The sequence below is a fragment of the Corallococcus carmarthensis genome, assembly GCF_003611695.1.
Classification (GTDB): domain Bacteria; phylum Myxococcota; class Myxococcia; order Myxococcales; family Myxococcaceae; genus Corallococcus; species Corallococcus carmarthensis.
This window is the reverse complement of the sequence record NZ_RAWE01000024.1, coordinates 25191-38383: the sequence shown is the minus strand read 5'-3', so window position 1 is coordinate 38383 and position 13193 is coordinate 25191. Positions and strand designations below refer to the sequence as shown.

Genomic DNA, 13193 nt, shown 5'->3' with positions numbered 1-13193 from the left:
CCCTGCATTCCCGTGTGTCATCGCCTCGCGAGAACGTTGGACACGCACACAAGCCCAGGCAGGCACCGGTGCCAGGGGAACAGTCCCTCGAAGGCCCCCACCCGCGATGCCCCCCTGCCGCCGTGCCCAGAGGTCATGAAACATGCGCGAGCATGGCTTCCTCCTCCTGAACCCATACATCCAGGATGCGCACCCACACGCCAGGGACGCCCCCGGCCGCGCGCCTGGGGCTCCGCGTCGGGGCGGGCCCGTGACGTGCGAGTCACGGGTCCGCTTGACCAACCCCCTGGGCCGGGTCGCGACGTTGAGTGTCCACAACCAAATGGTACTTTCAAGGGCGCAAACACCGGGCGGTTCGGCTACAGGGCTGCGCAATCCCTGACACGGCTGCGCCCGCCAGCCCGTTCGAGTGCCCACGATGGATGCCCCTTCTCTCGAAGTCCCCCTCTCCCCCCCGCGCCGTGCCAGCCGCGCCAAACGGTGGGTCATCGGCGTGCTGCTCCTGCTCGCGATCTTCGTGGGGCTCGCCGCCGTCAAGGCGGGCCAGATCATCGCGATGATCAAGGCCGGTGAGACCTTCGTGCCGCCGCCGGAGTCCGTCACGTCCGCCAAGGCGGAGGCCTTCGGCTGGCAGGGGGCGCGGAGCGCTGTCGGCACGGTGCTCGCGCTGCGGGGTGTGACCCTGAGCGCGGAGCTGCCGGGCGTCATCACCGACATCCGCTTCGAGAACGGCGCTTCGGTGAAGAAGGGCCAGGTGCTCGTCCAGCTCGACACCTCCAGCGAGCAGGCCCAGCTGACCGGCGCCGAGGCCGACGCGGAGCTCGCGCGGCTGACCAAGGATCGCGCCGACAAGCTTCACGCCCAGGGCGCCAACACCCAGTCGGACCTCGATGCCGTCCGGGCCCGGGCCATCCAGGCCTCCGCCGCCGTGGCGCACCTGAAGTCCCTCATCGCCAAGAAGACCATCCGCGCGCCCTTCGATGGCCGCATCGGCATCCGGCAGGTGGAGCTGGGGCAGCTGGTCTCCCCGGGCAACCCCATCGCCTCCCTGCAGTCCACCACCCCCGCCCTGGTGGAGTTCCAGCTTCCCCAGCAGGCGCTGGCCCAGGTGAAGCAGGGCCAGAAGGTGCGCCTCCACGTCGACGTGTTCCCGGGCGAGTCCTGGGAGGGGGACCTCACCACCGTCAACCCCGAGGTGGAGCTGTCCTCGCGCAACGTGCGCATGCGCGCCACCGTGCCCAACGCGGACGGCCGGCTGCTGCCGGGCATGTTCGCCAGCGTGGAGGTGCTCTCCGACGCCAGCCAGCAGGTGGTGGCCATTCCCGCCACCGCCGTGCTCTTCGCCCCCTATGGCGACTCGGTGTTCACCATCGCCGAGGGCAAGGACGCCGCGGGCAAGGCGGCCCTGCTGGCGCGGCAGCAGTTCGTGCGGCTGGGCGAGCGCCGGGGCGACTACGTCGCGGTGACGTCCGGCCTGAATCCCGGGCAGACCGTGGTCAGCAGCGGTGTCTTCAAGCTGAAGAACGGCGCGGCCGTCGTCGTGAACAACGCGCTGGCGCCGCCCGTCGAGGCCGCACCCCAGCCGGTGAACCCGTAGGGACGCAGAAAGCGAACCCATGAACTTCACCGACCTGTTCATCCGGCGCCCCGTCGTGGCGCTGGTCGTCAACCTCATCATCATCATCGCCGGCCTGCAGGCCCTGCGCTCCCTCAACGTGCGGCAGTACCCGCGCAGCGAGAACGCCGACATCACCGTCACCACGGTCTACGTCGGCGCCAACGCGGAGCTGGTCCGTGGCTTCATCTCCACGCCGCTGGAGCGCGTCATCGCCGCGGCGGACGGCATCGACTACGTCGAGTCCACGAGCACGCAGGGCGTCTCCATCATCCGCGCCCGGCTCAAGCTCAACTACGACTCCAACCGCGCCCTGAGTGAAATCAGCGCCAAGGTGGATCAGGTCCGCGGCGACCTTCCGCCCGAGGCCCAGGTGCCGGTCATCGGCATCGAGTCCGCGGACAGCCAGTTCGCCATCGCCTACCTCAACTTCACCTCCGAGTTCCTGGAGCTGAACGAGCTGTCCGACTACCTGGTGCGCGTGGTCCAGCCCCGGCTGTCCTCGGTGGAGGGCGTGCAGCGCGCGGACATCCTCGGGGCGCGCACGTTCGCCATGCGGGTGTGGATGAAGCCGGACCAGATGGCCGCGCTCAACGTCAGCCCCATCCAGGTCCGTCAGGCGCTCGCCGCCAACAACGCGCTCGCCGCCGTGGGCCAGACGAAGGGCTCGCTCGTCCAGGTGAACCTCACGGCGAACACCAGCCTGCGCTCGGTGGAGGAGTTCAAGCAGCTCATCGTCCGCAAGGACGGCGGCGCGGTGGTCCGTCTGTCGGACATCGCGGACGTGGTGCTCGGCGCCGAGGACTACGACACCGACGTGACGCTCAACGGGAAGACGGCGGTCTTCGTCGGCATCTGGTCGCTGCCCAACGCCAACTCGCTGGACGTCATGCAGCGCATCCGCAAGGAGATGGACTCTCTCAAGAAGGACCTTCCCGAGCAGATCCACGGCGGCGTCGCCTTCGACGGCACGGACTACATCCGCAACGCCATCGACGAGGTGGTGAGCACGCTCGGCGAGACGCTCATCATCGTCGTGCTGGTCATCTTCCTGTTCCTGGGGTCCGTGCGCTCCATCCTGGTGCCGCTGGTGGCCATCCCGGTGTCGCTCATCGGCACGGTGTTCCTGATGCAGGTGTTCGGCTTCACGGTGAACCTGCTCACCCTGCTCGCGGTGGTGCTGTCGGTAGGCCTGGTCGTGGACGACGCCATCGTCGTGGTGGAGAACGTGGAGCGCCACCTGCGCGACGGACTGAGCCCGGTGAACGCCGCCCTCAGGAGCGCGCGGGAGCTGGTGGGCCCCATCATCGCCATGACCCTCACGCTCGCCGCGGTCTACGCGCCCATCGCCTTCCAGGGCGGGCTCACGGGCTCGCTGTTCCGCGAGTTCGCGCTCACGCTGGCCGGAGCGGTGACGCTGTCAGGCGTGGTGGCGCTGACGCTCTCCCCGATGATGTCCTCCGTGCTCCTGAAGGCGGGCCACGAGGACCAGGGGTTCGCGGGCGTCATCAACCGCGGCTTCGCGCGCCTGCGGGGCGCGTATGCCCGCTCCCTGGACAGCTCGCTCCTGGTTCGCGGGCCGGTCTACGCGGCGTGGATCTTCCTGAGCGTGCTCGCGCTGATGATGTTCAGCCAGTCGGCCCGGGAGCTTGCGCCCGTGGAGGACCAGGACTTCGTCATCGGCATCGTCAGCACTCCGTCCAACTCCACCCTGGATCAACTGAAGCCGTCCGTGACCAAGGTGAGCGAGCTGCTGATGGAGATGCCGGAGGCCGGCTTCAACTTCCAGATCATGCAGCCGAGCAACGGCTTCTGGGGCCTGGTGCTGAAGCCGTTCAAGGAGCGCCAGCGCTCCGCGGCGCAGGTGCTGGCGGAGGCGCAGCAGCGGGTGAACACCATCCCGGCGGTCCAGACGTTCGCCCTCCAGCCCCCCGCGCTGCCGGGCGGTGGCAACTTCCCGGTGGAGTTCGTCATCGCCTCCACGGCGGAGGCGGAGGAGCTCCTGGGCTTCGCGCAGCAGCTCCAGGAGAAGGCGACGCAGAGCGGGTTGTTCGCCTTCCCGCCCATCATCGACGTGAAGCTGGACCAGCCCCAGTCGGAGGTCGAGGTCGACCGTGAGAAGGTCGCGCAGCTGGGCCTGAACCTGGGCACCGTGGGCATGGACCTGGGGTCCGCCGTGGGCGGCAACTTCGTCAACCGGTTCAACATCGCCGGCCGCAGCTACAAGGTCATCCCGCAGGTCCTGCGCACCTCCCGCCTCACCCCTGAGCAGCTCAAGGACATCCACGTCACCGGCCCCGACGGCAAGCTCGTGGCGCTGTCCGCCATCGCGTCCCTCAAGGACAAGGTGGCGCCCCGGTCGCTCAACCGCTTCCAGCAGCTCAACGCGGTGAAGCTCAGCGGCGTGGCCATCCGCCCGCTGGATGAGGCGCTCACCTACCTGGAGACGGAGGCCGGGAAGATCCTGCCCGCGGGCTACCGCATCGACTACACGGGCGAGTCCCGGCAGCTTCGCCTGGAGGGTGACTCGTTCGCCCCGGCGTTCGGGCTCGCGGTGGTGCTGATCTTCCTGGTGCTCGCGGCCCAGTTCAACAGCTTCCGGGATCCGCTCATCATCCTCGCCGGGTCGGTGCCGCTGGCGCTCTTCGGCGCGCTGACGACCACGTTCCTGCGGATGCCGAACCCGACGATGCCGTACTTCACGGACAGCTTCACCACCACGCTCAACATCTACTCACAGGTGGGTCTGGTGACGCTGGTGGGGCTCATCGCGAAGAACGGAATCCTCATCGTGGACTTCGCCAACCGCCTCCAGGAGGAGGGCAAGTCGAAGCTCGAGGCGGTGAAGGAAGCGGCGGCCGAACGGCTCCGTCCCATCCTGATGACGACCGTGGCCACGGTCGCGGGCCACTTCCCGCTGGTCCTGGTGTCGGGACCGGGCGCGGCGGCGCGAAACAGCATCGGGCTGGTGCTGGTGACGGGCATGGCGCTCGGCACGCTCTTCACCCTCTACTTCGTCCCGGCCATCTACCTGCTCATCGCCAAGACGCGCACCGTGGCCGCCAGTGAAGCCGTGGCGCTCCGGGAGCAGCACGACGCCGCCACGTAGAGGCGGCGAAGGGGCTGGGACCCGTGCTCACGGGTCCCAGCGCACGGCCCGCGCTAGTAGAGGTAGTCCAGCGCCGTGCGGTCGGAGCTGCTCCACTCGCCGCTTTCGTTCGAGCTGAAGCAGGAGTTCATCACCGAGCCGCCCCGCGTGGCGGTGGTCGGCGTCCCGGGGATGTGGATGGCGCCCACGTTGGACGCGCCTTCGTCGCCGCCGGTGCCGCAGCTGATGGACCGGTCGTAGTAGTCCGTGTGGCGGAACCCGATGGTGTGGCCAATCTCGTGGGTGATGACGTGCTCGTTCACGTCCACGCTGTAGTCCTGCAGCCCGACGCCGATGTTGAGGGTGCCGTAGGGCTTGCCGCCCTTGGGGAAGCCGGACGAGCCGCCGACACCGCTGGTCGTCTTCGCGGAGATGGTCGCGGTGCAGTCGGACGCCGAGCCGCGCGCGAAGGTGATGCGCAGCCCCTGGCTGTTGTAGTTCTCGATGGCCAGGTCGAGCCCCGCGCTGAGGCGGCTGTAGCTGTTGAACTGGGCGGTGGGGATGACGCAGATCTTCGTCACGCTGGTGCCGACGAGGTTGGTCGTCCGGTACTGCTCCGCCGTCTCACTGCCGGCCTGGAGCATCTCCCGGGAGGCATCCAGGCTCACGTGAGCGTCGCGCCCCACGTACACCGCGTTGTCGACGACCATGATGTCGCTGGCCGGAAAGCCAGCCTCGATCAGGTTGGAGACGATCTCCTCATTCTCGCTCTGCGCATCGCCACCGCAGGCCGTCAGCAGCGCGCCACAGCTCACCACGAGGACAGCAGCCTTCTTGAACATGTTCGTCGCCCCTCTTGACGTGGATCAGCCCAGCTCCCGGTCCCAGTACGGGAGCGCCGGGATGGACTGTCGATGTTTTAGAGGGTTCTATTCGTGGAATCCAATAAAACGAGAAATTGTAGTCAAGCGAACCTAACTCGCGAGTGTGGAAATACCTGCCAACACGCCACGATTTCTCATGGGCCCCCATGATGCGGGCTCGTGGTTTCACGGAGCGCGTGTCTCCTGCTTGCCGCATGTACGGATCGCTTGTTTCAGCCATGCAATCACACCGCTTCCACGTGGACGGTCACATCCCCGTCCTCAAGGTGCACCACGAGCCCCGGCCCGGCCCCGCTGTCATCGTGCTGCATGGGCTGTTCTCGAATGCCGACGCGCAGCGCGGGGAGTTGGATGCGCTCGCGACGTGGGGCATGGCCGCCGTCGGCATGGACGCCCCGCACCATGGCGCCCGGCGCGACGGCTGGCTCGACGGGATGCCCTCGCTGGGCCCGACGGACTACCACGCGCGCCTGCTGTACTTCATCCGCGAGGCCGTCCCGGAGGTGTCACGGGTCATCGACCATGTGGTGGCCGAGGGCCATGGGCCCATCGGGCTCGTGGGTGTGTCGTTCGGCGCATACACCGCGCTGGCCGTGGCGGCCCGGGACGCCCGCGTCCAGGCGACGGTGTCCATCCTTGGCTCGCCGGACTGGACGCCGCGGGATGGCCACGTGACGGACGAGCTGCGCTGGCTGATGCAGGACGCGCCCGTCCACCGCCCCTGGGACTGCGCGCGCAATCCCTTGCTCCTGCTGAACGCGGGGAGGGATCAGCTCGTCCCCGCGCATCAGGCCCGGGACTTCGCGCACCGTCTCTGGGGGGAGTTCCCCGGCCTGGGCTCGCACGTCAGCCACTACGAGTACCCGGAGTCGGACCACACCATGCGGGCGGAGGACTGGAACAACGCGTGGGGCCGGGCGCTCGGCTTCCTGAGCCGCACCCTCTATCGGGAGTGACGGGCGGCTGGCGCTCGGGCGCCGACCTTCCAGCAGGCCGCGGTGAACCGGACCTCCGTCCCAAACACATAGGGCTCGAAGGCGGCGCGGACCGTTTCGATGACCCGGGTGCGGGTCCGCTCGTCCGCTTCGTGCAGGAACCGGCCGACGGGACCGAGCCGGGTGAAGTAACGGACCAGCTCCCGCTCAGACAGGGTGCAGGTCACATCCAGCGGCTGGATGTCGATTCCTGACCAGCCGCTCTCCTCCAGGATGCGGTGGACCCGGTGCGAGTCCGCGAAGGCGAACTGCCCTGGCGCGTCCGGCCGGCGGGCGGGGAGGTTCGGCATGAGCGGCGCCGCGGCACGCTCGGCCGTCGTCATGAACGGATTTTCCGCGGGGCTCCTCCAGGCGATGAACAGGAGCCCGGCGTCATCCCGCGCGGCACGCCGCAGGTTCGCGAAGGCCTGGACGGAGTCGTCGAAGAACATGACGCCGAAGCGCGAGAGGAGCAGGTCGAAGCTCGCGGGCTCGAAGGCATGGAGCTGCGCGTTGGCTCGGATGAAGCGTGCCGGAGTGCCTTCCCGTTCGGCGCGGGTCCGGGCGGCGGCGACCATGGGCTCCGAGATGTCGACGCCAGTGCAGCGCCCCTGCTCACCGAGCCGCCTGGCGACCGCGAGCGTGGTGCCGCCCGTGCCGCAGCCGACGTCGAGCACCCGGCGCGCGGAGCGGGCGACGGCCGCCTCCACGAGCAGGTCTTCAAACGGCCTGAACATCGAATCGAGCACCTCCTGTGTCTCGACCCAGGCCCATCCGGCGGAGCCATTCCAAAGCTTTGTCTGCTCATCCTCGGGCTTGCGCGTGTCATCCATGGGCGTCTCCTCCTGCTTGCCTTCATGAACCAGAAGCCGCAGGGTGCCACTTCAAGTCGACTTGAGGTCAAGAGGATGACGGCACTGGACATCACGGAGGTGGCGCGGCGCTCCGGCGTTCCTGCCTCGACGCTGCGGTTCTATGAGGAGAAGGGGCTGATCGCCTCCAGTGGCAGGCGGGGTCTTCGCCGCCTGTTCGAACCCGGCGTGCTGGAGCGGCTGGCGTTGATTGCCATGGGGCGCGCGGCCGGTTTCTCGCTCGACGAGATCGCGCGCATGTTCGCGCCGGACGGCCATCCGCGCATCGACCGGCGGATGCTCGCGGACAGGGCGGAGCAACTGGACAAGACCATCCGTGAGCTGAGCGCGATGCGCGACGGCCTGCGCCACGCCGCGGCCTGTTCCGCGCCCAGTCATATGGAATGCCCCACCTTCCGCCGACTCCTGCGGGGCGCCGCGTCAGGCGCGATGGGCGCGCGAAGGAAGCAGGCTCCGCGGCGGTAGACCCCGTGCCACGATGGCGCGGCCTGGACCCGGACGGGAGCGCGTGATGATGGCTTTGAGGAATGCGGGCACGGCGCTGCTCGTGCTGGCGCTGAGCGGTGCGGCCTTCGCCGAGGAAGAGATCTGGTCGCCCTATGACAAGTTCAACGCGCCGAATGAAGACTGCGAGCTCGTGGCCCTGGTGCCCGCGCCCAAGGGCGCCTGGGGCGTGGTGGGGCACACCTGCAACCGGCTGAACGGCGAGCCCGTAGGCAGCCTCGTGGTCATCGACGCCTTGGGCAAACGCGACACGTCGCCGGTGTCCGTGGCGCTCGAAGCCGCGTCCGACCGGGACCGGATGAAGGAGCTCGTGCAACTGCTCGCCGTGCCTTCCGGCGGCTACATCGCCACGTACCATTCCCGCGACGCGAAGGCGCCCAGCGGCGAGAGCGGGCCCGCGGACGTGGCCCACGTGCTCATCCGCCACACGGCGAAAGGCGCCCGGGCCGAGGCCTTCAATCAGAAGGTCCAGCAGGCGCTGCTCGAGAAGGTGGGCGCTTCGTCATTCATCATCACCGCGGAGGTGGATGCGAAGTCGCGGCTCATCGTCGCGGCGTCGACGCCCGATGAGGCGTACCTGAAGGAGGCGCCGCTGTGGCTGCTGCGCTTCACCCCCGACGGCGCCCTCGACCGCGCCCAGCGCTTCGACTCAAACCTGAGGCAGCTGCGGCTGGGCTGGTACGTGTTGAAGCAGGTCCGCGCGCGCGCTGATGGAGGCCTCTTCCTGAGCGGCCGGTTCATCGCGGAGGGACGCCGGACCGAAATTCCCGTGCTCGCGCTCAACGCGGAATGGAAGCCCGACACGCGCTTCAACACGCCCCTCATCTCCTGGCTGATGGAGGACGAGGGCGGTCTCGAGTTGAGCCTCATCGCCCCGGGGCCAGGCGGCTCGGTCGTTGGGGTGGGGGAGCTCTCCCAGGGGGACACGCGCGCGCACGTCGTGCGTCTGACGTCCGGCGGACGGCTCGACCCTGCCTTTCAGCCCTTCCGGCAGGAGGGGGAGTATCCCCAGGGCCGCTTCATGTTCGTGCCGCAGATGGGGATGGGACCGGGCGGGTCCATCGTCCTGGCCCAGAACAACATCCCCGTGGTGGATCCGCCGCAGGGCCCCTGGCGCGCTCCGGGCCTGGTGCGCTTGAAGGCGGACGGTTCAGTGGATGCCCGGTTCCAGGCGGGGCTTGGCACGGGGCTGCGCTACCGCAAGGCGGCCGAGGCCGTGAAGCAGAACCCCGACACCTCGGGCTTCCTCTCGCTGGTGGCGGCGATGCCGGACGGGTCGGTGGTGGTGCATGGCCTCTTTGACGAGCTCGCGGGTCAGAAGGTGACGCCGCCTCTCCGGCTCGCGGCGGATGGCACCCGGGTGCCGGCCTTCCAGGCGCGCTTCGAGACCGTCCTTCCGCCGAAAATACAGGTCCCGAACGCGACGACGAGCGCGTTCTTCCAGGCGGATGGCAAGCCGCACTACATCGCCTGCTCGAGGGGAGGGGAAATGACGGAGACGTTCCTCTACTGGCTGCAGGGCGACATCTGGGGACACACCCCCTCCTGCGGCGTCCACCTGGGTGGGCATTTCGCCACGCCCGCTGGAGCGTGGCAGCACTGCGATGCACGGGTCCGCAGGGCCCAGGCGCAGGGCGCCAGGTGCGTGGAGACGAAGCAAGACCCGCTGGCCCACCACCGCCCCGGCTCCGGCACCCCGTGAGCAGACGGTCCGGCCCTTGCGCAATGACTGACGCAGCTTGAGCGCGCGGGCCATGCCCTCACCGGCAAGCAAGCAGACGTCTGGCCTGTGCGTCTTTGTTGATGCGTTGCGTTGTGTGGCAATGCACAACACAAGCGCCCACCCGGGGGATGCCAGACATCGATTTTCTTTGCATTTCCTGTAGAAATTTCCGGTTCTTGCGCTTAGGACAACTTTGCTGGGTATCCTGGGATAATCGAAGACGGGGGAGGACTCCCGCTGTTCCCAAGGAGATTCCGTGAAGATTACCGAGCGCGCGCTCAATGCTGTTCCTTCCAGTTCCCAGACCCAGACACCGGTGAAGTCGGGACAGGCAACGGAACTCCAATTCCTGCAAAGCTTTCAGCAGCTGACCGCCACGCAGGCGGTGGCGGCGACCCCCGCGGCGGCTCCGACGGCGGACGTGGCGCGGACCAGCTACGTCACGGCGCAGGCGGCCCCCGCGCCCAAGGGGCCGCTGCTGCCTGACAGCCGGCCCAGCCCGTCCGCCATCGACACCAAGGTGACCGAGGCCTACCAGCAGATCGGCCGCGTCCCCACCACCAGCGAGCGCAGGGAGATGATCAACCTCGCGAACGAGCTCGCCGGCAAGGGCAAGAACGCCACGGAGATCAAATACGCCGTCATCGAGAAGCTCCGCGCCATCCAGGCCGGCACCACCGTGAAGCCTGGCGCGGCCGAGCTGCGCAACCTGGCGGTCGAGACCTTCAAGACCACCTTCGGCCGGGCCCCCGGTGGAGACGAGCTCAGCCGGTGGGTCAACGAAGCCCAGAAGCTGGCGGACAAGGGGATGGACGCCATCTCCATCAAGTACAACCTCCCCTCCATGATGCGAGAGGTGCGCGACGGCCTGGACAAGACCGACCCCGCCGCGCTGCGCGGCCTGGCGAAGGAGACCTTCAAGTCCGTCTTCGGCCGCGAGCCCAACGCCAGCGAGCTGGCCCGGTGGGAAGGGGAGGCCAAGAAGCTGGTGGACGACCAGAAGATGAGCGCCACCGGCGTGAAGACCACGCTGCCCTCCATGATGCGCGACGTGCGTGACGGCCTGGACAAGACGGACGCCGCCACCCTGCGCAACCTGGCCAAGGACGCCTTCAAGACCACCTTCGGCCGTGAGCCCAACCCCACCGAGATGGCCCGCTGGGAGAAGGAGGCCAAGAAGCTGGTGGACGACAACAAGATGAACGCCACCGGCGTGAAGAACACGCTGCCGGCCATGATGCGCGACGTGCGCGACGGCCTGGACAAGACGGACGCCGCCACCTTGAGCCGGCTGGCGAAGGACGCCTTCAAGAACACCTACGGCCGCGACCCCAATCCCTCGGAGTTGGCCCACTGGGAGAAGGAGGCCAAGAAGCTGGTGGACGACAACAAGCTGAACGCCTCCGGCGTGAAGAACACGCTGCCGTCCATGATGCGCGAGGCCCGCGACGGCCTGGACAAGACGGACCGGGGCACGCTGACCCGCGTGCTGCTCGAGGCCTTCCGCGAGGTCCTGGGGCCCAACTCCCGGCCCCCCGGCGACACGGAGATCAAAGCCTGGATGCAGATGGCCACCAAGATGGCGGACGACAAGCAGAGCGCCACCGCCATCAAGTACGCCTTCCTCACCGGCCTGCGCACCGCGCTGGATAACCAGTAGTTTCGCGGGCTTGGCGCCAGCCTCCTGCCGGGACTGGCGCTCCGGTTCCCTCCCTGCTGAAATTCACCGTGTAGGCACAACTTCTGATCGCGGGCTCTGGATAATCCCGTTTCAGACACCCCGCGCCTCTTGAGGCGCGCCCATCATCGAGGGGAAGACATGGCTGGTATCACCTCCACCGGCAACAGCGCGCGCGTCCTCCAGACCAACACCAACGCCCCCGGCCTGAGCGAGGCGGAGCTGGCGAAGAACATCAAGCTCATCGAGTCGACCGCCAACGAGGCGCTGTCGCTCATCGATGCGCAGCTCAAGCAGGCGGCCGCGCAGCCTGCCTCCACGAAGACCGCCGACGGCAGCGCGTTCGTGACCGGCCAGTCGCCCACGTCCGACGCGCAGCAGAACGCGACGAACGGGGCCTTCCCCTCGGAGGCGCCGAAGTGGGAGGCGCAGATGCGCCCCGCGGACAAGCTCAAGGTGGACAACAACGGCGTCATCACCACGCCGGGCGGCTACAAGATTGAACAGCTGGGCACGCAGGAGTGGAAGATCTCCGGCCCGGACGGCAAGAGCACCCGCATCTGGGGCGACCCGCACGTCGACGAGAGCGACGGCGGCAAGTTCGACTTCAAGCGCGACACCACCTTCGTGCTGGGTGACGGCACGCAGATCCACGTGGGCACCGTGCCGTACGGCAACGGCATGACGGTGACGGGCAAGCTCGACATCACCTGCGGCGACGACCACGTGCAGGTCACGGACGTCGACAAGGGCAAGGGCAAGGTCGGCCCCATCACGAAGGACGGCTGGGAGACCTCCGCGGACTTCACCACCAAGCACATCGAGGACCGCCTGAACATGGGCGACTCCACGGCCTCCTGGTCCTACGTGGGCCGCGAGGTGACGGGCAACGATGGCACCGTGGACAAGTTCAAGACCGGCGACTTCATGACGCTGAGCGAGAAGTCCATCTCCAGCGCGGACGGCAAGACCAGCTCGGCCACGTTCAACAAGGCGACCTTCGACGCGACCCGCGACAACGCGCTGAGCAAGGCCACCGAGGCCGTCACGAAGACCTTCAACGCGCTGGGCAACACCCAGGCGCTGGGCTTCAACCCGTTCACGGGCGCGGACGACCTGGGCAAGTACGACAAGGACGAGCACCGCGAGGGCATCCAGAAGGCCTTCGACAGCGTGAAGAACATGTTCGGCGCGCTCGACGACGTCGGCCGCTTGAATGATATCGTCAAGCGCAACCTGTTCGTTTGATCTTGACCCGCTGACTTCGGGGGGCGCTTGCACCAGGTCCCCCGGCGTGAGGTGCCCGTGAGCAGCAAGGCCGCAAGCAGCAAGGCCGTGAGCAACAAGGCCGAGTCCCCCAAGGACGGGCCGAAGGATGCACCGCCGCTGGCGGAGGAACTCATCCGGGGAGAGGTCACGCTCGGCCAGTTCCTCGGGCTGTCGAACGATCGGCTCTACAAGTACGCCGCCACGGGCCACCAGATGCTCCAGGCCGGCCGCACGAAGGTCGCGCTGCAGATCTTCGAAGGCCTGGTGGCCGCCTCGCCGCACGACACGGTGTTCCGTGCGCAGCTGGGCGCCGCGTACATGACGGTGGACCGGGTGGATGACGCCTTCGAGGCATACGACCAGGCCCTGCGCTTCAACAGCTCCAACGTGGACGCGCTGGTGGGCCGCGGCGAAATCCTCCTGCGGCGCGGCAAGGTGCCGGAAGGGCTGAAGGACCTGGGCAAGGCCATCGAGTACGACCCCGCCCTGCGCCGCAAGTCCACGCAGCGGGCCCGCGGGACGCTGCTCGCCCTCAAGAAGCAGGCGGAGCAGGCGAAGGCGAAGCCCGCCGCGAAGAAGTAGGCGC

At 68.1% G+C, this 13193-nt stretch carries 10 protein-coding genes; 8 read left to right on the top strand and 2 right to left on the bottom strand.

What is annotated here, in order from left to right; translation table 11 throughout:
• Nucleotides 1-418: 418 nt before the first annotated feature.
• Together D7X32_RS09730 and D7X32_RS09725 are read left to right on the top strand one after the other, a co-directional pair.
• Nucleotides 419-1597 (top strand): efflux RND transporter periplasmic adaptor subunit, encoded by a 1179-nt coding sequence (locus D7X32_RS09730; protein WP_120602238.1) that lies wholly within the window; start codon nt 419-421, stop codon nt 1595-1597.
• A 19-nt stretch (nt 1598-1616) separates the two neighbouring features.
• Nucleotides 1617-4724: an efflux RND transporter permease subunit gene (locus tag D7X32_RS09725; RefSeq protein ID WP_120602237.1), complete on the top strand. Its 3108-nt coding sequence runs from the start codon at nt 1617-1619 to the stop codon at nt 4722-4724.
• Between the two features lie 53 nt (nt 4725-4777).
• Here D7X32_RS09725 and D7X32_RS09720 read toward each other — a convergent pair whose 3' ends face one another.
• Nucleotides 4778-5545 carry a zinc-dependent metalloprotease gene (locus tag D7X32_RS09720; RefSeq protein ID WP_120602236.1) on the bottom strand — a complete coding sequence of 256 codons (768 nt, stop codon included), beginning with the start codon at nt 5543-5545 and terminating at the stop codon, nt 4778-4780.
• 260 nt (nt 5546-5805) lie between these two features.
• On the opposite strand from D7X32_RS09720, the gene D7X32_RS09715 reads away from it, so the two are divergent.
• Entirely contained in the window at nt 5806-6543 is a 738-nt protein-coding gene (locus D7X32_RS09715; RefSeq protein WP_120602235.1) for a dienelactone hydrolase family protein, read from the top strand.
• Here D7X32_RS09715 and D7X32_RS09710 read toward each other — a convergent pair.
• Entirely contained in the window at nt 6531-7394 is an 864-nt protein-coding gene (locus D7X32_RS09710) for a class I SAM-dependent methyltransferase (protein WP_120602234.1), read from the bottom strand. The genes D7X32_RS09715 and D7X32_RS09710 overlap by 13 nt on opposite strands.
• Before the next feature lie 75 nt (nt 7395-7469).
• On the opposite strand from D7X32_RS09710, the gene D7X32_RS09705 reads away from it, so the two are divergent.
• From D7X32_RS09705 to D7X32_RS09685, 5 genes are all read left to right on the top strand, one after another.
• Nucleotides 7470-7898, top strand: a complete 429-nt coding sequence (locus D7X32_RS09705) for a helix-turn-helix domain-containing protein (protein WP_120602233.1) — start codon at nt 7470-7472, stop codon at nt 7896-7898.
• A gap of 46 nt (nt 7899-7944) precedes the next feature.
• A complete protein-coding gene (locus D7X32_RS09700) occupies nt 7945-9639 on the top strand; it encodes a hypothetical protein (protein ID WP_158625648.1) in 1695 nt (564 codons plus the stop codon).
• 277 nt (nt 9640-9916) lie between these two features.
• Nucleotides 9917-11320 (top strand): hypothetical protein, encoded by a 1404-nt coding sequence (locus tag D7X32_RS09695; RefSeq protein ID WP_120602231.1) that lies wholly within the window; start codon nt 9917-9919, stop codon nt 11318-11320.
• A gap of 159 nt (nt 11321-11479) precedes the next feature.
• A complete protein-coding gene (locus tag D7X32_RS09690; RefSeq protein WP_120602230.1) occupies nt 11480-12586 on the top strand; it encodes a DUF1521 domain-containing protein in 1107 nt (368 codons plus the stop codon).
• 57 nt (nt 12587-12643) lie between these two features.
• On the top strand, nt 12644-13189 hold the full coding sequence (locus tag D7X32_RS09685) for a tetratricopeptide repeat protein (protein ID WP_244238931.1): 546 nt from the start codon (nt 12644-12646) through the stop codon (nt 13187-13189).
• Nucleotides 13190-13193 lie beyond the last annotated feature (4 nt).

Excerpts from the sequence above, each read along its gene's own strand:
- D7X32_RS09690 (WP_120602230.1), top strand. The coding sequence starts at position 11,480 with ATGGCTGGTATCACCTCCACCGGCAACAGCGCGCGCGTCCTCCAGACC.
- D7X32_RS09700 (WP_158625648.1), top strand. The coding sequence starts at position 7,945 with ATGATGGCTTTGAGGAATGCGGGCACGGCGCTGCTCGTGCTGGCGCTG.
- D7X32_RS09720 (WP_120602236.1), bottom strand. The coding sequence starts at position 5,545 with ATGTTCAAGAAGGCTGCTGTCCTCGTGGTGAGCTGTGGCGCGCTGCTG.
- D7X32_RS09715 (WP_120602235.1), top strand. The coding sequence starts at position 5,806 with ATGCAATCACACCGCTTCCACGTGGACGGTCACATCCCCGTCCTCAAG.
- D7X32_RS09725 (WP_120602237.1), top strand. The coding sequence starts at position 1,617 with ATGAACTTCACCGACCTGTTCATCCGGCGCCCCGTCGTGGCGCTGGTC.
- D7X32_RS09730 (WP_120602238.1), top strand. The coding sequence starts at position 419 with ATGGATGCCCCTTCTCTCGAAGTCCCCCTCTCCCCCCCGCGCCGTGCC.
- D7X32_RS09710 (WP_120602234.1), bottom strand. The coding sequence starts at position 7,394 with ATGGATGACACGCGCAAGCCCGAGGATGAGCAGACAAAGCTTTGGAAT.
- D7X32_RS09705 (WP_120602233.1), top strand. The coding sequence starts at position 7,470 with ATGACGGCACTGGACATCACGGAGGTGGCGCGGCGCTCCGGCGTTCCT.